At 66.5% G+C, this 17,431-nt stretch carries 18 protein-coding genes and 2 pseudogenes; 15 read left to right on the plus strand and 5 right to left on the minus strand.

What is annotated here, in order from left to right; all coding sequences use genetic code 11:
- Positions 1–104 precede the first annotated feature (104 nt).
- The 3 genes from HLAC_RS08800 to HLAC_RS08810 all read left to right on the plus strand — a co-directional run bounded on the left by HLAC_RS08800 (position 105) and on the right by HLAC_RS08810 (position 2,214).
- On the plus strand, positions 105–323 hold the full coding sequence (locus HLAC_RS08800; protein ID WP_237583022.1) for a hypothetical protein: 219 nt from the start codon (positions 105–107) through the stop codon (positions 321–323).
- 125 nt (positions 324–448) lie between these two features.
- Positions 449–1,912 carry a DHH family phosphoesterase gene (locus tag HLAC_RS08805; RefSeq protein ID WP_015910488.1) on the plus strand — a complete coding sequence of 488 codons (1,464 nt, stop codon included), beginning with the start codon at positions 449–451 and terminating at the stop codon, positions 1,910–1,912.
- Positions 1,913–1,971: 59 nt separating this feature from the next.
- Positions 1,972–2,214 (plus strand): DUF8145 family protein, encoded by a 243-nt coding sequence (locus tag HLAC_RS08810; protein WP_015910489.1) that lies wholly within the window; start codon positions 1,972–1,974, stop codon positions 2,212–2,214.
- Positions 2,215–2,257: 43 nt separating this feature from the next.
- On the opposite strand, the gene HLAC_RS08815 is transcribed toward HLAC_RS08810, so the two are convergent.
- Both HLAC_RS08815 and HLAC_RS08820 read right to left on the minus strand, forming a co-directional pair.
- Positions 2,258–3,232 carry a nucleotidyltransferase family protein gene (locus HLAC_RS08815; protein WP_015910490.1) on the minus strand — a complete coding sequence of 325 codons (975 nt, stop codon included), beginning with the start codon at positions 3,230–3,232 and terminating at the stop codon, positions 2,258–2,260.
- Between the two features lie 107 nt (positions 3,233–3,339).
- A pseudogene (locus HLAC_RS08820) lies at positions 3,340–3,633 on the minus strand (DUF5779 family protein); the annotation flags it as partial.
- 96 nt (positions 3,634–3,729) lie between these two features.
- Between HLAC_RS08820 and HLAC_RS08825 the strand changes: the two are divergent.
- The 5 genes from HLAC_RS08825 (at position 3,730) to HLAC_RS08845 (ending at position 9,239) form a co-directional block, all read left to right on the plus strand.
- Positions 3,730–4,437: a thioredoxin domain-containing protein gene (locus HLAC_RS08825; RefSeq protein WP_015910492.1), complete on the plus strand. Its 708-nt coding sequence runs from the start codon at positions 3,730–3,732 to the stop codon at positions 4,435–4,437.
- Positions 4,438–4,511: 74 nt separating this feature from the next.
- On the plus strand, positions 4,512–5,765 hold the full coding sequence (locus tag HLAC_RS08830) for an MFS transporter (RefSeq protein ID WP_015910493.1): 1,254 nt from the start codon (positions 4,512–4,514) through the stop codon (positions 5,763–5,765).
- 83 nt (positions 5,766–5,848) lie between these two features.
- The gene (locus tag HLAC_RS08835; protein ID WP_015910494.1) at positions 5,849–6,622 is read left to right on the plus strand and encodes a prephenate dehydrogenase/arogenate dehydrogenase family protein; all 774 of its coding nucleotides are present in this window, start codon (positions 5,849–5,851) and stop codon (positions 6,620–6,622) included.
- Positions 6,623–6,707: 85 nt separating this feature from the next.
- Positions 6,708–8,153 (plus strand): small ribosomal subunit Rsm22 family protein, encoded by a 1,446-nt coding sequence (locus HLAC_RS08840; protein ID WP_015910495.1) that lies wholly within the window; start codon positions 6,708–6,710, stop codon positions 8,151–8,153.
- Between the two features lie 231 nt (positions 8,154–8,384).
- Positions 8,385–9,239, plus strand: a complete 855-nt coding sequence (locus tag HLAC_RS08845; RefSeq protein ID WP_015910496.1) for a ZIP family metal transporter — start codon at positions 8,385–8,387, stop codon at positions 9,237–9,239.
- 75 nt (positions 9,240–9,314) lie between these two features.
- Here the strand turns inward: HLAC_RS08845 and HLAC_RS08850 are convergent, their stop codons facing one another.
- The gene (locus HLAC_RS08850; protein ID WP_015910497.1) at positions 9,315–10,058 is read right to left on the minus strand and encodes an SOS response-associated peptidase; all 744 of its coding nucleotides are present in this window, start codon (positions 10,056–10,058) and stop codon (positions 9,315–9,317) included.
- Between the two features lie 112 nt (positions 10,059–10,170).
- Between HLAC_RS08850 and HLAC_RS08855 the strand changes: the two genes are divergently transcribed.
- Positions 10,171–10,935 carry a ribonuclease H-like domain-containing protein gene (locus HLAC_RS08855; RefSeq protein WP_015910498.1) on the plus strand — a complete coding sequence of 255 codons (765 nt, stop codon included), beginning with the start codon at positions 10,171–10,173 and terminating at the stop codon, positions 10,933–10,935.
- Between the two features lie 47 nt (positions 10,936–10,982).
- Here HLAC_RS08855 and HLAC_RS08860 read toward each other — a convergent pair whose 3' ends face one another.
- Positions 10,983–12,071, minus strand: a complete 1,089-nt coding sequence (locus HLAC_RS08860; RefSeq protein ID WP_015910499.1) for a polymer-forming cytoskeletal protein — start codon at positions 12,069–12,071, stop codon at positions 10,983–10,985.
- Between the two features lie 176 nt (positions 12,072–12,247).
- Between HLAC_RS08860 and HLAC_RS08865 the strand changes: the two genes are divergently transcribed.
- From HLAC_RS08865 to HLAC_RS08875, 3 genes and pseudogenes are all read left to right on the plus strand, one after another.
- Positions 12,248–12,430 carry a DUF5786 family protein gene (locus HLAC_RS08865; protein ID WP_015910500.1) on the plus strand — a complete coding sequence of 61 codons (183 nt, stop codon included), beginning with the start codon at positions 12,248–12,250 and terminating at the stop codon, positions 12,428–12,430.
- Positions 12,431–12,521: 91 nt separating this feature from the next.
- A complete protein-coding gene (locus HLAC_RS08870; protein ID WP_015910501.1) occupies positions 12,522–12,719 on the plus strand; it encodes a DUF5800 family protein in 198 nt (65 codons plus the stop codon).
- Between the two features lie 103 nt (positions 12,720–12,822).
- Positions 12,823–14,006: pseudogene (locus tag HLAC_RS08875) on the plus strand (LEA/WHy family protein).
- Here HLAC_RS08875 and HLAC_RS08880 read toward each other — a convergent pair.
- A complete protein-coding gene (locus HLAC_RS08880) occupies positions 14,001–15,098 on the minus strand; it encodes a pyridoxal-phosphate-dependent aminotransferase family protein (RefSeq protein WP_015910504.1) in 1,098 nt (365 codons plus the stop codon). The pseudogene HLAC_RS08875 and the gene HLAC_RS08880 sit on opposite strands and share 6 nt — an antisense overlap.
- 142 nt (positions 15,099–15,240) lie before the next feature.
- Here HLAC_RS08880 and HLAC_RS08885 point away from each other — a divergent pair, with 142 nt between their 5' ends.
- From HLAC_RS08885 to HLAC_RS08890, 3 genes are all read left to right on the plus strand, one after another.
- Positions 15,241–15,858 carry a membrane protein gene (locus HLAC_RS08885; protein ID WP_015910505.1) on the plus strand — a complete coding sequence of 206 codons (618 nt, stop codon included), beginning with the start codon at positions 15,241–15,243 and terminating at the stop codon, positions 15,856–15,858.
- 357 nt (positions 15,859–16,215) lie between these two features.
- On the plus strand, positions 16,216–16,374 hold the full coding sequence (locus HLAC_RS19275) for a DUF7512 family protein (protein ID WP_015910507.1): 159 nt from the start codon (positions 16,216–16,218) through the stop codon (positions 16,372–16,374).
- Positions 16,375–17,421, plus strand: a complete 1,047-nt coding sequence (locus HLAC_RS08890; RefSeq protein WP_015910508.1) for a sulfite exporter TauE/SafE family protein — start codon at positions 16,375–16,377, stop codon at positions 17,419–17,421. It abuts the gene before it with no gap.
- Positions 17,422–17,431 lie beyond the last annotated feature (10 nt).

Here is a 17,431-nt window from a genome sequence, read left to right on the forward strand (position 1 = left end):
GTGGAACCCGTGATCGTGGCGGCAGTCCCCGTGGGAAACCATTATCTCGAGGCGATCGACAACCGACGCTCGCTCACGGGGGTTGCGCTCGTCGCTGCCGCAGTGTGCTGTCGGTGCCCGGAATGGTGCTGCTCCCGGTCAGCGCCGGGTTCGGGATCGCGGGCGTCGACATCGCGCTCTACTCGGTCACGAACGAGCTCGTTGCTCGCGTCGTCGGCGCAGCGATGCTCGTCGTCGGTCTCGTCCGGAACCGGCGGCGCGCGGACGGCGGGACGGCTGACCCGACGACTGCAGAGGAGTCGCCCGACGCCGTGACGCAGTAAGGTCGCGCTCACCGTCCGCCCCGATCGGCGTTCGTCTCTCCCGATTCACTTCTCGCTCGGTTCCCTTCTCCCGTCCCGCGAGGAGAGCGCACTCGTTAAGTGTCGTCCCGCGGAAATCACGGGCAATGAGTAGTGGGGTATCCGGATCGGCGAGAACGCGATACGCGATCCTCGGTTGCGGGAGCGTCGGGCACGCCGTCGCGGAGGACCTGACCGGCCGCGGCAAGGACGTGCTCATCCTCGATCGCGACGAGAGCCGGGTCGAGGCGCTCCGCGACCAAGACCTCAACGCCCGCGTGCAGGATATCGCCGACCCGGACGTGGTCGAGGCGATCGACGACCGGGACATCGTGTTGATCTTGGCGAGTGACGTCGAGGCGAACAAGGCGGCCGTCTCGGCGGTGCGCGACACCGGTGGCGACCACTACGTCGTCGTCCGCGCCTCGGACCCCGTCAGCGAAGACGAACTGCGCGAGCGCGGCGCCGACGTGGTGATAAACCCCTCGACGGTGATCGCCGACAGCGCGCTCCAGTCACTGGAGACCGGCGAGCTGGAGTACATGGCGCGTCAGCTCGCGGAGATTATCGAGGACGGGGATGGGCGGATGGCGATCTTGACCCACGACAACCCGGAGCCGGACTCAATCGCGTCGGCGACCGCGCTGCAGGCCATCGCCGGCGCGTTCGGCGTCGAGGCGGACATCCTCTACACCGGAGACGTCGGCCACCAGGAGAACCGCGCGTTCGTCAACCTCCTTGGGATCGACCTAGTGGCCCGCTCGGAGGCACCCGACCTCTCGGAGTACGGGACGGTCGCTGCAGTCGACCTCGCAAAGTCGGCCGAGGACAGCTTCGACTTCGAGACCGATATCGACATTTATCTCGATCACCTCGAAGCCGACGTCCCCTTCGACGCCCGGTTCGTCGACGTACGGACCAACGTCTCCTCGACCTCGACGATCCTCACGAAGTACCTCCAAGAGTTCGACCAGTCGCCGACGGAGGCGGTTGCGACCGCCCTCCTCTACGGGATCCGCGCCGAGACGCTCGACTTCAAGCGGGACACGACACCCGCGGACCTGACCGCCGCCGCGTATCTCCACCCGTTCGCGAACCACGACACGCTCGAACAGGTGGAGTCGCCGTCGATGAGCCCCGAGACGCTGGACGTACTCGCGGAGGCGATCCAGAACCGCGAGGTACAGGGGAGCCACCTGTTCTCGACGGCCGGGTTCATCCGCGATCGTGAGGCGCTCGCGCAGGCGGCCCAACATCTCCTCAACTTAGAGGGGATCACGACGACCGCCGTCTTGGGAATCGCTGACGACACGATCTACCTCGCGGCTCGCTCGAAGGATATCCGGCTGAATATCGGTAACGTCCTCGACGAGGCATTTTCCGAGATGGGCGACGCCGCCGGTCACTCAACACAGGGCTCGTTAGAGATTCCGCTCGGCATCTTTACCGGGATCGAGTCGAGCGGCGACAACCGAGACACCCTGCTCAACCTCACCGAGGAGGCCGTCCGCCGAAAGCTGTTCGACGCGCTCGGCGTCGAGGGCGGGAGCGAGAGCGGGAACACCTCGTGAGACCGCCAGAGCGATTTTCTTCTTCCGGTCCGTAACGGGAGCCGACTGCGGTTCCCACTATGTACGTCCCCGAGGACCCGCCCGAAACCTGTCCCGCCTGTGGCGATCCGTACGCGTCGGTGTCGCGACACGATGGTGGGTTCGTCGTCAACCTCCTCGACAACGAGCGGTATCGACGAGTGTGCTTCTATCCGGTCAACGCGGACGCCAATGCGAACGCCGACGCGGACATCGACGCTGACGCCGCATTCGACTGTTTCCACCACACGCATCGGCAGACCGGTAGCTCTGCGGGGGAGTAGCGGACGAGAAAACCGGCGCCGATCCTGCGAGCGACGACCGGGCTTAGAAGTCGTCGCCTTCGGTGATCGAGGTGTGCGAGCCGATCAGCGCGCCGGACAGGTCCACTCCCTCCAGCGTGGCGCCCTCGTCGATCACGGAGTTGCGGATCTCCGAGTCAGTGATCGTTACGTTCGGGAAGACGACGGCGCGTTCGAGCGTCGAGTCGGTGACGGTGGCGCCCGACATGACGTGGACCACGTCGCCGAGATCGGAGTTCTCGACGATCGCGTCGTCGGCAACGAGCGTTCCACCGTCGAGCGCGTACTCCACCGCGTCGAGGTAGCTGTCGGCGGTGCCGATGTCGAACCACGCGCCGTCGAAGGTGTACGCGTGGACCGCGCCGCGCTTCTGGAGCCACTGGAGGAACCACCCCGGCTCGTCGGGGTTGTTGCCGTCTTCAAGGTACGTCGAGAGGTCGGGCAGCGTCTCCGCGGGGAACGCGTAACACGCGATGGAGACGAGCGTCGTCTTCGGGTCGTCGGGCTTCTCCTGGAAGTCGATGACCTCGTCGCCGTCGAGATCGACGAGCCCGTAGGACTTGGCGCGCTCGCGGTCCCCCACGTCGTAGGCGGCCAGCGTCGGCGTTCCCTTACTCTCGAAGAAGTCGGCGAAGTCGCTCAGATCGAAGCTGATCATGTTGTCGCCGGCGACGACGATGAGATCGTCGTCGACGTTCTCGCGCTCGACCAGCTGGGCGAGCGCCCCGACGACGCCGAACTTCTCGTCTTCCTCGACGGTCTCCTCGACCGAGAGGGTGGGCTTCTTGAACGGGCTATCGGTGAGATAGTCGGCGAACGCGTCGGCGAAGCGCTCGTTCGTCGAGACGAACACCTCGTCGATGCGGTCATCAGCCTCGAAATCCTCGAAGATCTCGTCGATGACGGTGTTCTCGCCGACCGGGAGGAACATCTTCGGTCGGGTCTCGGTGATCGGCCAGAGTCTCGTCGCGTAACCCCCAGCGAGTACGACAGCTTTCATATCCCGCCCGTCTCACCCCGGTGGCATACTTCTTTTGCTCTTGTCAACAGTCAAAAATCCGGGCGGGAGGGCGGTCGCGGTGATCTCGGATGGCGGATGCGGTCCTACTCGCTCAGTCGGTCGGTGTCGATGGTGACGCCGGGCGGCGTGACGACGAGGAAGCCGCGGAAATGCATCAGCTCGCCGCCCATATCCTTGACCTCGCGTGCGAACCCCGCGGCGAGTTCGTTGAGGTCGCCGTCGACGGACAACACGAGGGTGTTGCCGTAGTCGATGCTGCGGACCCACTCGTCGGGGTCGGTCGTCCCGTCGAGGACGCCGAGGACGACATCGCCGGCGGCCGCGAACGCCTCGTCCATCTGCTCTTCGGCGTCGCGCAGGTCGAGGTCCCAGTCGCTCATACCACAGGGTTGCGAGGCGGCGGCAAAAACGTTCGGACGCGAGAGTTCGCTGCCAGTCGCGGAGCCATTAAGTGCGCGCCGACCCCAGCAGGCGTCATGGAACGCACGCGGCGGTCCCTGCTCGCAGGTACGATGTCGATCGGCGTCGTCGGCGCGGCGGGGTGTCTCGGCGGTGGAAGCGATGGGAACGACGGGGGAAATGACGGCGGGAACGACGGCTCCGACAGCAGCGGTGTCGACCTCGATCTTGGCCAGTACGATTGCGATCTGACCGAACCGGAGAACCCGGACCTCGACTACCGGCCGGTCATCGTCGACCCGGAGGCCGACGTCGTCGTGCAGGCGTTCGAGGACTTCACCTGCGGTCACTGCGCCACCTACAAGCTGGAGCACTTCCCGACGATCCGCGAGGAGTACATCGATCCCGGCGAGGTGCGCTACGAACACTGGGACTTCCCGATCCCCGTCAACGAGACGTGGGCAGTCCCCGTCGCCAGCGCGGCTCGCGGGGTCGGCGCGCGGCAGGGCGCCGAGGCGTTCTTCTCGTTCGCCTCGACGGCCTACGAGTCACAAGGGAACTACAGCGGGGAGGCGATCGGTGCCGCCGCGGAGGCCGCTGGCGCGGATCCCTGCGCCGCCATCGCCGACGCGCAGTTCTCGGCCTACGAGGAGGCGTCGATGAGCGACCGGAGCGAAGGCGAGTCGATGGGCCTCGCGGGGACGCCGACAATCTTCGTGAACGGCGAGGCGGTCGCCGATTACCAGGCGGAGACGATCGCGGCGGCGATCGACGAGGCGCTGTAGCACGGTTGCGCCGCCTCGTGTTTCGACACTCCCGAGCGTCGGTCTTTTGAGCGTTCGGCACGTTTTATAAGTAGATGACGGAGGACGACCATGGCGAGCGGCGACGGCTGGGCGCCGTCGTGCTCGCCGTGTTGATCTCGCAGGTACTCTTGTACCCCGGGGTTCCGAACCTGGTGGTCGCGCTCGGGGCGCCCGCGGGTATCGACGCCGGGATGTGGTTCCTCGTCGCGGAGTTCGGTGCGTTCGTTACTTTCGCGGTCGTCTGGGGCGCCGCGAGCGACGCGCTCGGTCGACGGGCACCGCTGATCGTCGCCGGCGCGCTCGGAGGCGCGGCCTCGTACATCGCGCTCGCCGCAGTCCCCGAGTTCGAATTCGGCTTCCGGGCGGCGCTCGCGGTCCGGGTCGTCGGCGGCGCGCTCACCATCGGCGCCTTCTCGCTGGCGATCACTTCGCTGATGGACCTCCGCGGCGGCAACGGGCGCAACATGGGAACCGCCGGGGTCGCTATCGGGCTTGGCGCGGCGGTCGGCTCGGTCGTCGGCGGTGCGCTCGCCGACCTGAACGCCTTTTACCCCGTCTATGCCGGCGCCGCGGTGCTCGCGGGGGCAGGGCTACTCGCGGCTACCGTCGACGACAAGGTCGTCACCGATCGGCCGGCCGACGCGAGCGGCGCCCAGAACGACGTGGGCTTCCGCGACGTGCTCGCTCAGGCGCGGACGACCCACGGGCTCTTCGTCCCACTCGCGTTCGGTTTCGTCGACCGACTCACGGCCGGGTTCTTCGCGCTCGTCGGAGTTTACTACTTCCAGGACCCCGAGACGTTCGGCCTCTCGGCGGGGGCGGCGGGAGCGACGCTCGCGCTCTTCTTCGTCCCCTTCGCGGTGCTGCAGGCCCCGTTCGGCTCGCTTTCGGACCGAGTGGGGCGCTTCCTCCCCGTCGTGCTCGGGTCGATCGCGTACGGGATCGTCACTATCGGCGTCGGTGTGGCGCCGGTCTACCCCGTCGCCGCCGCACTCATGGTGCTTGTCGGTGTCTGCGGCGCGCTGATGGCGCCGGCGACGATGGCGCTCGTCACGGATCTGGTCGAGCCCGAGGCCCGCGGCGCGGCGATGGGACTGTTCAACGTGTTCGGCTCGCTCGGGTTCCTCGCCGGCTTCCTCATCGGCGGGAGCGCCACCGATCTGTTCGGCTACACGCCCGCGTTCCTCGCGGTCGGCGGGCTCGAACTCGCCATCGCGCTGGCGCTGTTCCCGGCCGTGAGATCGATCGCGCCGGGCGACGGTCTCCTCGGACTCGGCGGCGGGACTGGGCGGTCGCCCTCGGAGTGACTCTCCCTCCACCCGACATGAGATGGTGCGGCCGCCCGAGTCGAGCCCTTTTAAGGCGCCCGTCCCTTCCGTACGGACGACAGATGGACATCCTCGTGGTGGGCGCGGGCGAGATCGGCCGCTGGATCGCCGACACCGTGTTGGCCGACGAGTCGCCGATCGACGCGACCGTGGCGTTCACGGACCGCGATCCCGCAGTCGCTGACGACGCGGCCGCCGGACGTGACGCAGAGGCGATCCCGGTCGATAGCGACACCACCCACGACGCGGTGTGTCTCGCGGTGCCGATGTCGGCGGTCCCAGCCGCCGTCGAGGCATACGCGTCCCGCGCAGAGCGGGCGATCCTCGACGTCTCCGGAGAGATGACCGACGCGATCGCGGCGATGCGCGAACACGCGCCGGACCGCGAGCGCGCGAGCTACCACCCGCTGTTCGCGCCGCCGCGCGTCCCCGGCAACGTCGCCGCGGTCGTCGACGAGGGCGGCCCGGTCGTCGAGGAGATTACCGCCGCGATCGAGGCCGGCGGCAACGAGGTGTTCGAGACGACGCCCGCTGAACACGACGAGGCGATGGAGACGGTGCAGGCCGGCGCACACGCGGCCGTGCTCGCGTGGCGGCTCGCGGGCGACGACGTGCGCGAGGAGTTCCACACTCCCGTCTCGGCCGCGCTCGACGAGGTCGCCGACACCGTTACCGAGGGGTCGCCCGAGGTGTACGCCGAGATCCAGCGCGCCTTCGACGGTGCCGACGACGTGGCCGCGGCGGCCCGCGAGATCGCCGATTCCGACTCGGAGGCGTTCGCGGCCCTCTACGAGCGCGCCCGCGGCGACCGCGAGGGACGGGAGCGACACGAGTGACGCGACCGCAACCGACGACGCCACGACTGCGACCGACGACACCACGACCGCAACCGACGACGCCGCGACTGAGACGAGAACCAACATGATAGACAGAGAGGCCGTCCGGAACAACGCCAACTACCTGCGCAACGTCAGACCGATCGACCCCGAGGAGATCGCGGAGTACATCGAGGGAAGCCCCCACCCGGCGGTCGTCCGCGAGACCCTCCGCGAGGAGGCGTTCGACCTCCGGCTCCGCGAGCGCGAGGACGGCGCTTTCGAGCCCGTTTCCGAGGAGCCCGTCCCGGCGCCCGGCTGGGCGCCGACGGCACTGCCCGAGAACTACTCGTTCGCCTTAGAAGACCTGCTCGTCCGCGAGTTCGGCGCGAACTGGCACCGCGAGGAGTCGGGAGACAAACTGCGCGAGGCGGTGCGTCGGCTGAAGGACGACTACCTCTACGGCAACGACGTGGCGTACGACCGGGTCGCGGCGCTCGGCTACGCGATCTACCACCTGCCCGCCTACTACGCGACGATCGGCTACGTCCTCGACGACCTCACCGAGAACGGGCTGCTCGACCGGACCCTCCGCGTCCTCGACGTGGGTGCGGGTGTCGGCGGTCCCGCGCTCGGACTCCACGACTACCTCCCCGATGACGCCGTCGTCGACTACCACGCCGTCGAGCCGAGCGCAGCCGCCGACGTGCTCGACCGGATGCTCGACGAGACGGGGCGGAACTTCCGGCCGACGATCCACGAGGAGACGGCGGAGTCCTTCTTTGGGATCGACGGCGGGGCAAAAAGCGGTGACAACGACCCCGACGAGTTCGATCTGGTCGTGTTCGGGAACGTCCTCTCGGAGCTGGACGACCCGGTCGCAGTCGTCGAGGCGGCGCTCGGGCGGCTCGCGGACGACGGGAGCGTCGTCGCGTTCGCGCCCGCCGACCGCAACACCGCCATGGGACTCCGAGAGGTGGAGCGCGCGGTCGCGACCCCCGAGACCGGCGTCGAGACGTACTCGCCCACGCTCCGGCTCTGGCCGGACGCGACCCCCTCGGACGGTGGGTGGTCATTCGACGTGGCCGACGACCTCGATATCCCGCCGTTCCAGCGCCGGCTCGACGAGACCGCCGAGCGCGGCTCGACTGACGAGCCGGGCGAGTTCGTCAACGTCGACGTCCAGTTTGCGTACGCGATTCTCCGCCCGGACGGAAAACGACGGGTGGACGTGCAGGCGAACGACGGTCGCTGTGCGCGCATGGCCGACTCGGAGGAGCACGTCACCGACCGTGTGAACTACCTCGCCGTGAAGCTGAGTCACGACCTCAGCGACGGCGACAACGCCCTCTACCGCGTCGGTGACGGCTCGCAGACGGTGGATCACTACCTCGTCTGCACACGCGAGACCGTCCTCAACGACGACCTTCGAACCGCCGACTACGGCTCGGTCGTCTTCGTCGAGAACGGGCTCGTGCTCTGGAACGACGACGAGGGCGCGTACAACGTGGTCGTCGACGACGAGACGGTCGTCGATCTGGTTGCGCCCTGAGGGGGCCGCGAACATCACCGGGACGGCCACACTGCAACGAGGAAGCGGACGACGAGCAGTGCTGGACCGCCGGGAAGGTCGACTTGGAGGACAGAGGGCATTTAAATCCTGTTCAGACAACAGGAACAAAAAGATTGCTTCGAACGCGCACGTTGTGGTCTCACCTCTACTGCTAATTCGGGCTGTACCAATGTGCATACTTATAAGCACTATATCATTCAAAGGCAAGCAATGACGCTTGAGCTTACGGAGATGTTTATCCAAGTCGTCGGGACATCCCCGGTGATACAGGCACTCGCTGGGGGTATCATCATTGCCCTAATGAATCTCTTCGGTGCGTCGCTCATTCTCGTCTGGCGAGATCCGTCTGAACGGGCCCTCAATGGTCTGCTTGGATTCGCGGCCGGTGTAATGCTCGCAGCAGCCTTTACCAGCCTCATAATCCCTGGTATCGAAGAGTATTCTGGAGGGAACCCGGTTCCGACGCTTATCGGTGTGGGGATCGGCGCACTATTTCTCGATCGGGCGGACGCACTGGTTCCCCACGCACACTATCTTCTGACTGGCGCTCGTCGAACGGACGCAGCGAAACCGAAGGAGACGCTCCCAGTCACTGACCAGCGGTTGGCCGGCGTCGTCCTGTTCATTTTAGCCATCACGCTGCATAACATCCCTGAAGGGTTAGCCGTTGGTGTCGGGTTCGGCGCAGCCGGGGGAAATCCGGCACAGCTCGGAAGCGCGCTGTCGTTGATGGTTGCGATCGGTCTCCAAAATATTCCTGAGGGATTGGCTGTGTCTGTGGCAGCGGTAAACGCCGGCCTCGACCGTCGGCTGTACGCTGCAATCGCCGGTATCCGGGCCGGAGCCGTCGAGATCCCATTAGCGGTGCTGGGGGCTGTCGCCGTGGCGACAATCGAGCCGCTATTGCCATACGCAATGGGGTTCGCCGCTGGGGCGATGTTGTTCGTCATCTCTGACGAAATCATCCCTGAGACCCACAGGAGTGGGTACGAACGCACAGCGACGCTCGGACTCATGGCGGGCGTCATCATTATGCTGTACTTGGATATCGCGTTAGCTAGTTGATCGCTCCTTCTGGGGCTGCTTGTGCTGAACTCTACCTTGTGTCGGAGACGCCAACTGTGTCAGATAGCGGGTGTTTCAGCCGACCGGTTCGATCAGCTCCGGCGCGTCGACGGCGGGAGAGTTCACCCGCGTCGACACCGGGTGCGCGGTTAGCTCGTCGGCCGGATACGGGTCCAGTAGCGCGGCGGCCTCGTCGGGGGCACCGCGGAGCCACGTCGCCTCCTCGTCCGGTTCCAAGATCACCGCCATCCGGTGGTGGAGGTCGGCGACGAGATCGTTCGGCTCGGTCGTCACGATTGTGAACGTCTCTATGGGTCCGCCGCCGTCGTCTGAATCGTCGTCCTCGCCCGCCCCGCCGCCGAACGCTCCGAGTCCCGTCTGCGTCGTCTCCGGTTCGGGCGGCTCCCACCGCTCGTAGAGCCCCGCCATCGCGAACAGTCGATCGTCCTCGAAGGCGACGCGGTAGGGGGTTGTTCCGCCGCCGCCGCGGTTCACGTCACTGTCGGGACCGCCCCCATCGACCCACTCGTAGAACCCGTCCGCGGGGACGAGACACCGCCGCCGCTCGAAGGCGTCGGCGAAACTCCGCTTCTCGCTGACCGTCTCCGCGCGGGCGTTGATCAGGTCGAACGACTCGTCGGCCCACGAGGGGGTCAGTCCCCATTCCATCCGCGTCGCGACGGTCGGGTCCTCGTCAGCGATCACCGGGAGGTCCTGCCCGGGCGCGCAGTTGTACCTCGGCTCGACGCCCGCGAAGTCGGCGTCGAATCGGGCTTCGAGGTCGGTAGCGGGAGTAAAGAGGGTGTAGCGGCCGCACATGGATACGGTCGGTTGGGGCCAGTGATACTTAAACGCCGCTCGGGCGGAATTGGCCGCGGGACACGCCGCCGCCTCCCGTCGGGTTTTTGCCCGCGCGTCGCCGCGGTCAGGTATGCGCATCGAGAACAGCTTCATCCCGGTCGAAGGGGTCGGCGAGACGACGGAGCGTCGGATCTGGCGCGAGGGCGTCACCACGTGGGAGTCGTTCGACCCCGCCGTCGACGTCGCGGGCGTCGGCTCGACCACTGCCGACCGGATCGAGTCGTTCATCGCCGAGGCGCTGACGCACCTCGACGACGGCGACTCCGCTTACTTCGACCGCACCTTCCCCAGCGGGGAGCGCTGGCGGCTCTACGAGAACTTCCGCGAGGAGACCTGCTTTTTCGACATCGAGACGACCGGCCTCGACGAACACCGCGATCGGGTGACGACGGTGAGCTTCCACCGGGACGGGGAGACGACCACGCTCGTCGCCGGCGAGGATCTCACCGCGGAGCGGCTCCGCGAGCAGTTCGCCGACGCCAGCCTGCTCGCGACGTTCAACGGCGCCCGGTTCGATGTTCCCTTCCTCGAGACCGCCTTCGACATCGAGATCGACACGCCCCACCTCGATCTCATGTACCCCTGCAAGCGGATCGGACTCTCTGGAGGGCTGAAGCCGATCGAGAAGGAAATCGGGATCGAGCGCGACCGCCCGGACCTCTCGGGCCGGGACGCCGTCCGGCTCTGGCGCGAGTACGAACGCGGCGACGACGACGCGCTCGATACCTTGGTCTCGTACAACCGCGAGGACACGAAGAACCTCCGGACCCTCGCAGACACCGTCACCGAGACGCTCCACGAGGACGTGTTCGTCGGCGAAACTGTTGAGCGGTAGTCTCGGTCGGCATCCACTTATAAATATCCGCTTATAAACGTCTCCGGCTACGTCGCTTCCGCGTCCACGTCTGGTTCCTCGGTGTCGGGGCTCTCGACATCTGACCCTCCGGAGTCTGATTCTTCGACGCCGGACTCGTCGGAGTCCGACTCCTCGCCGTCCGCGGAGTCGTCGCCGTCGGACGTCCCGTCCTCGTCGGATAGTTCGTCGGCGTCTGTCTCGCCGATCTCGTCGGCATCGCCCTCGTCTTCGCCGGCATCATCGCTCTCAGTCTCGCCCTCACCTTCGTCGCCATCGCCGGTTTCTTGAACGAGTTTCATCTCGCCGCGAGCGCGGAGGGTGCCGTCGATCTCGGCGCCGTCGTGAACGACGAGATCGCCGGCGGAGACGTCGCCGAGCACGCGGGCGCCGGCTTCGACCGTGACGGTTCCGCCGCGAGTAGTGACGTCGCCGTGGATCGTCGTGTCCGCGCCGACTGTGATCCCCTCTCGGGCGCGCAGGGAGCCGAACACCTCGTTGCGCTCGCCGACGCGGATCGACTCCGCGCGGAGGTTGCCGTGGAGCCGACAGTCGTCGCCGACGCTCGCGGGCGTCGAAACGCGCCACGCGTCGTCGGAAATCTCGGCGCTACGCGGGACCAGCAGGGGGTCACGCACGTCTTCGCCGTCGGCGAGCGCCTCCGCCAGGTTGTCGGCCGCGTCGGTCTCGCCGAGCCGCAGGAGCTGAGAGAGGACGATGAAGTAGAAGACGAGGGTGGGGACGGGGTTGCGGATGACGATCCACCCGTTCGCCTCGAACCCCTCCTCGATCGTCACGTCGTCGCCGATGTCGAGGTCGCCGGAGACCATCAGTCGACCGGTGACGGTCACCCGCTCGCCGAGGTACGCGTCCTCGCCGACGAGGACGTTGCCGTCGACGGAACACCACGTGTCGAGCCGGCAGTCGCCCTCGGCCTCGATGTCGTTTTCGACGCTCACACGCTCGCCGAGCGCGACGTTGCGCCCGCGGAGCCCGAACTCCACGGTCGACTGGCTGCCGACGAGCACGTCGCCGTCGGTGACGAGGTCGTGCTCCTCGACGGTCGTCCCGGATGGGACGGCGAGCTCCTCTATCGGACCGCCTCCCCTCAGCGACACACCGAGAGAACTCTCTCCGTCCGTATAAACCGTGTGGGGTCGTCCGACGCTCGTCGGACGGACGCGAGCGCTTCGTTGTCGTCGCGCTCGTACCGCCAGCGCCATCGAGTGTGCGACCCGTTGCCGAACCGTCGCGGTGTCACTACCCTTTTGAGGCCGGCGCTGAAGGGTTATACATGGGATTTGGATCGTACGACGAGAGCGAGCAGAAAGACCAGGACGTAGACACCGATGACGACAACGCCGTGAATGTCCACGAAAACGACCACGACGGCGAGGTCACCATCGAGGGCGGCGCGTCGACCGACGACCTCGTCGGGCGCCTCTCGGAGATGAAAGACGACGAAGACGACGAGTAAGTCATCTGTCGTTGAACGCGGAAGCGCAGTTTTTCCGGTAGATCGCCGCCGTGTCACGCCCCTTTTACCCGGTCGCGGCCTACCCAGCCCCATGAGTACCGATCTGACGTTCACCGACGACGGCGTCGACGTCGTCTACGAGGGCACCGAGTTCGAACTTGAAAAAGACCTGATCGAGGAGGCGACGGGCAAGGGGTACCGCGACGTCACCGACCACGAAGTGTTACAGATCGTGGCCAAAGAGCCCGCCCTCGACGGCGAGCCGGTGCGGATCGGCGACGTGCTGTAGGTCGCCGTGTCCGAGCCGCGGGATCTGTGACGGATCCGAGGGGAGTGCGACCGACTCGGTGTCGATACGGTACGATTTTACGAGTCCGTAGGGTTGAGCAAGTATGAATCCGAGAGACGCCGTCTCAGCGCTCGTCGGCTCGAAGATCAGGGTCGCGCTCCTCGCGGTGCTCGTCCTCGGTGGGGCCATCGGCGGGGGCTTCGCCGCCGGGGCACTCGGCGTGCCGAGCGTCGCCGCCATCGACAACACCTTCGGCGACGTGACCAACGAGACCACGGCGATCGAAACGGATCTGGTCGTTTCGAACCCGAACCCCGCGGGATCGGGCTCGACGACGTCTCGGTGAACTACACGGTCTCGATGAACGATATCCAGATGGCGCAGGGCGGCCGGGAGGGTGTGCGCGTCGGCACCGGGAACTCCACGCTGGGACTCGAAACGCAGCTGCGGAACGAGGAGATTCCGCCGTGGTGGGTGAGCCACGTCCGCAACGGCGAGCGCACGACTCTCGACATCGATGCGACCGCGACCTCGGGCCGGCTCGGACGGAGCGTGGACTTCTCGCGGAGCCGCGAGATCCAGACGGATCTGCTCGGCGCCTTCAACTCCGACGAGACGCGACCGGTGAACGCCGACAGCCCGCTGACGAGCGATCCCGTCCTCTACGTCAACGAAACGCGGGGCGAGTGGGGGAGCGTCAGCGAGTCGGAGACGCCGATCGAGATGGCGTTTACGGTGTACAACCCGAACATCGAGCCCTACGTGGTGACGGAGATCGGCTACGACATCACGATGAACGGGGTGGAGATGGGGTCGGGCCAGACCGATGAGGGATACAGCATCCCCTCGTACAGCACCGAGACGGTCGAGTTCACGACGGCGCTCCAGAACCGACACCTCGACGACTGGTGGGTCACCCACCTCGACGAAGAGGTCCGCGGGCACCAGGTGACCGGACTCCGGATCGAGTTTTACGCCGTGATCGAGTTCCCGACCGGCGAGGAGGCCACCATTCCGCTGGATGCGCTCACCTACGAGGAGACGATCGAGACGGAAATCTTCGACGAGGGTAACGACGTGCGAAACGCCAGCGAGTCGTCGGAGGACGGGTCAGACGACGGCGGTGACGGAGACGACGGCGGCGAGACTTCGGACGGAACAACCAACGGCGGCAACACGACCGACGGCGGAAACGAAACGGACGACGGCAACACCACCGAAAACGGAACCGATGACGGGACGGAGAACGGAACCGACGACGGCGACGACGGGGTTTTGCCGTTATAATACGTCGCCCAGTGCGTCCATCGCCTCGTCGACCCGACTGATCCGTGCGTTGTGTCCCATGTGACCGATCCGCAGGATGTCGTCCGCCAGCTCTCCGAGCCCGGTCGCGACGAGCACGTCGCGCTCCTCGCGGAGCCGACGCTGCAGCTCCTCGGCCCGTCCGGGCACGTGAAACGCGGTCACCGTCGGCGAGCTTCGCTCCGGGGCCGGGTACGGCTCCAGCCCCAGTTCCGCGCCGCGCTCGCGACACCGCGTCGCGGCCGCCCGGTGTCGCTCCCGAACCGCATCGAGTCCCTCCTCTACGAGCAGCCCGAGCGCCGCGTCGAGCGCCACGACCTCGGTCGTAAGGTGGGTGTACGGGAACCCCTCTGCAGTGTCTCGCCACGGGAGGAAATTTGTGTACAGCGAATGCGGGTCCCGCTCCTCCATCGCCGCCCACGCGCGGTCGCTGATCGCGGCGGTAGTGAGCCCCGGCGGCGCGCTGAAGCACTTCTGAGAGGCGCCGAGACAGACGTCGATCCGTCCTGTCGGCACCCGGACGCCGCCGAGCGACGAGACGGCGTCGACGACGGTGAGGATCTCCTCGTCGGCCTCATCGAGGAGGTCGAGCGCGGGCCCGAGGTCGTTGAGCGTCCCTGTCGGCGTTTCGCAGTGAACCATCGTCGCGAGGTCGAACTCGCGGTCGTCGTCCGCGAGGACCGACTCCAACTCCGCGAGCGGGAGGGAGTCGTCGTAGTCTGCCGAAACCAACGTCGCCTCGCCGCCGTAGTCCGCGACGAAGTCGGCGAAACCGTCGCCGTAGAGGCCATTCGAGAGACACAGCACCTCGGTCCCGGGCTCGACCAGCGAGGCGATCGCGGCCTCGAGTCCCAGGATTCCCTCGCCGCCGGGGACGACGATGTCGCGTGTCGACGCCGCGGAATCACCCCCAGTGTCACCGTCCGAATCGACTCCGTACACCGTCGCCAGCCGGTCGGTCAATCGGTTGTAGATCCCGTGGAATGCGGGGTCCACGTCGGGGTTTATGAGTTCGCGGCTCATCGTGTCGCGGACAGAGGCGGGGACCGCGGTGGGTCCCGGCGTCATGAGCATACGCCGTCACCGGGTTCCACCGGTATAAGCGCGCCGTCGTCGATCGCTCCTGTCGACCTCCCGTCGTGGTCACGAGTAGCGTGCTTCGAACTGCCACCCTGCCGATACGTTAATAGGGTTCTGTCGCTTCGGTTGGGCCATAATGATGCTCCCAACCCACGTGCTCGGCGGGATGCTGCTCGCCGCGCCGCTGGTGCGCGTGGCCCCGGAACTAGCTCCGATCGGATTCGTTGCCGGGTTCCTCGGCGGGCTCTTCCCGGATCTGGATATGTACGTCGGCCACCGCAAGACCCTCCACTTCCCTGTGTACTACAGCGCGTTCGCGGCGCTCGCTCTCTTCGCGGCCCTGGCGGTACCGTCGGCGGCGACCGTCGGCGCCGCCCTGTTCCTTCTCGGCGCGGCCGTCCACAGCGTCGCCGACATGTACGGCGGCGGACTGGAGCTGCGGCCGTGGGAGGGGAACTCCGACCGCGCCGTGTACGACCACTACCGCGGGACCTGGATCGCCCCGCGACAGCTCGTGCGGTACGACGGCGCAGTCGAGGACCTCGCGCTGTCGATCGGGCTGTCGCTTCCCCTCCTCTACCTGCTCAACGGCCTGTTTCAGCAGGTCGTGCTCGGCACGCTCGTCGTCGCCGCCGTGTACACGATGACCCGGCGCCATCTCGCGGAGCTTGCGGCCTGGATCACCCCCTACGCTCCGGACGCCCTGTTGCCGTTCCTCCCGGACCGGTACCACGACGACGATCCGAAGCAGTAGCGACGACAACAACCAGACGCAGTAGAATAGTCAATGTTCCTCACAACCACTTGGCCGATCGCCAGCGACGGCGATCTCGGATCAATCGATCCTCGCTGGCTCACACCATGTCTGTGGTTCGTTTACACTGATCTACCTTCATCATCTGGTGGTTTGTTACTCACCGGCGGGGTCCAGCCACAGAACAAGATAACCTATACAGAAGTTATAGGTAGTGCCGCGTTCCTCATGCAGATATAGTATTGTGTACTACGCCCAAAGCTGTTATATCCCACCGACTGCTACGGACAGGTATATGACCGAAATCGGACTGCGGGAGTCGTCGAGCGCGAGCCCGTCGAGCACGGAGGGGAAGCGATGACCGGGACAGAGCTTCTGCCCGGTGCGTCGCCCACGGTGGCAGCGCTCGCCGTGCTCGGCCTGGTAGTCCTCGAAGCCGGGCTGTTGTATGCGGGATACGGGGTCCTCGAAGACCGGCTCGGTCCGGTCATCTTCAGACAGATCGCCCGGAGATAGATGTTCGGGCTACTCGGACTGACTCCTGGTCTCTTCGCGCTCTTCGTCGTCTTCGGCTTCATGGTCGGGGTGTTCTTCGGGTTCTTCGGGATGGGCGGATCGTTCCTCGTGACCCCCGCGCTGCTCATCCTCGGATACCCTGCCCCGGTCGCGATCGGGAGTTCGATGACGTTCGTGTTCGGGACCGCCGTGATTGCGACGCTGAAACACCACGACACCGGGCAGGTAGACTACCGGCTCGGCGCGCTGATGTTCGTCGGGATCGCTCTCGGGATCGAGGGCGGCAGCCGGCTGGTGTTCGGGCTGGAGGCGCTCGGTATCGCGGAGGCGGTCGTCGGGATCGCGTACATCTTCGTGCTCGCGGCCATCGGCCTCCTCTTCACGCGGAGCGCGTTGAACGGCGACGATGAGGGCGACGACGAAGCCGGCGACGGCGACGCAAGCGATGAGAGCGGAGGGTCGAACGGAGACGACGATATCCCCGCGATCGCCCAGAAAGTCCAGTCGTACAACATCCCGCCGATGATGACGCTGGCGGACGGACAGAAAGCCTCGTTGTGGACAATCTCCGGCGTCAGCGCCGGCGTGGGAGTGATTTCCGGGTTCCTCGGCGTCGGCGGCGGGTTCGTCCGGATGCCCGCGATCTATTACGTGATCGGCACCTCGCTCGCGGCCGCGGTCGGGACGAGCCTGTTCACCGGGCTACTCTCCGGGGGCGTCGGGGCGTTCACTTACGGGCGTGCCGGCGTAATCGATCTGGGGATCGTCACTGCGCTGTTGCTGGGGAGCGCGCTCGGTGCCCGGATCGGCTCCGGGGCGACTGCATATGTGAACGAGGACGATGTGACCATCTACTTCGGGATCATGCTGCTCATCGCGAGCATCGCCGTCGCGCTCGGCGAAGCGGCAGCGTGGCTCTCGATGCCCGTGCTCGACCAGATCAGCTTCGTCCTGCTCGTCGGCTCCGCGCTGTTCGTCTGCGCGACCATCCTCTACCACGGCGCCCTCGCGGTGCGGCGCGAGCGCGGCACGCCGCCGTCTGCGTGAGCGTCGCTTC

This window comes from Halorubrum lacusprofundi ATCC 49239 (assembly GCF_000022205.1).
Lineage (GTDB): Archaea > Halobacteriota > Halobacteria > Halobacteriales > Haloferacaceae > Halorubrum > Halorubrum lacusprofundi.

Bases quoted from the DNA above. Each gene is read 5' to 3' on its own strand.
- HLAC_RS19275 (WP_015910507.1), top strand. From the start codon at position 16,216: ATGACCGGGACAGAGCTTCTGCCCGGTGCGTCGCCCACGGTGGCAGCG.
- HLAC_RS08850 (WP_015910497.1), bottom strand. From the start codon at position 10,058: ATGTGCGGCCGCTACACCCTCTTTACTCCCGCTACCGACCTCGAAGCC.
- HLAC_RS08805 (WP_015910488.1), top strand. From the start codon at position 449: ATGAGTAGTGGGGTATCCGGATCGGCGAGAACGCGATACGCGATCCTC.
- HLAC_RS08810 (WP_015910489.1), top strand. From the start codon at position 1,972: ATGTACGTCCCCGAGGACCCGCCCGAAACCTGTCCCGCCTGTGGCGAT.
- HLAC_RS08815 (WP_015910490.1), bottom strand. From the start codon at position 3,232: ATGAAAGCTGTCGTACTCGCTGGGGGTTACGCGACGAGACTCTGGCCG.
- HLAC_RS08830 (WP_015910493.1), top strand. From the start codon at position 4,512: ATGACGGAGGACGACCATGGCGAGCGGCGACGGCTGGGCGCCGTCGTG.
- HLAC_RS08880 (WP_015910504.1), bottom strand. From the start codon at position 15,098: ATGCTCATGACGCCGGGACCCACCGCGGTCCCCGCCTCTGTCCGCGAC.
- HLAC_RS08835 (WP_015910494.1), top strand. From the start codon at position 5,849: ATGGACATCCTCGTGGTGGGCGCGGGCGAGATCGGCCGCTGGATCGCC.
- HLAC_RS08845 (WP_015910496.1), top strand. From the start codon at position 8,385: ATGACGCTTGAGCTTACGGAGATGTTTATCCAAGTCGTCGGGACATCC.
- HLAC_RS08870 (WP_015910501.1), top strand. From the start codon at position 12,522: ATGAGTACCGATCTGACGTTCACCGACGACGGCGTCGACGTCGTCTAC.
- HLAC_RS08885 (WP_015910505.1), top strand. From the start codon at position 15,241: ATGATGCTCCCAACCCACGTGCTCGGCGGGATGCTGCTCGCCGCGCCG.
- HLAC_RS08890 (WP_015910508.1), top strand. From the start codon at position 16,375: ATGTTCGGGCTACTCGGACTGACTCCTGGTCTCTTCGCGCTCTTCGTC.
- HLAC_RS08865 (WP_015910500.1), top strand. From the start codon at position 12,248: ATGGGATTTGGATCGTACGACGAGAGCGAGCAGAAAGACCAGGACGTA.
- HLAC_RS08840 (WP_015910495.1), top strand. From the start codon at position 6,708: ATGATAGACAGAGAGGCCGTCCGGAACAACGCCAACTACCTGCGCAAC.
- HLAC_RS08825 (WP_015910492.1), top strand. From the start codon at position 3,730: ATGGAACGCACGCGGCGGTCCCTGCTCGCAGGTACGATGTCGATCGGC.
- HLAC_RS08855 (WP_015910498.1), top strand. From the start codon at position 10,171: ATGCGCATCGAGAACAGCTTCATCCCGGTCGAAGGGGTCGGCGAGACG.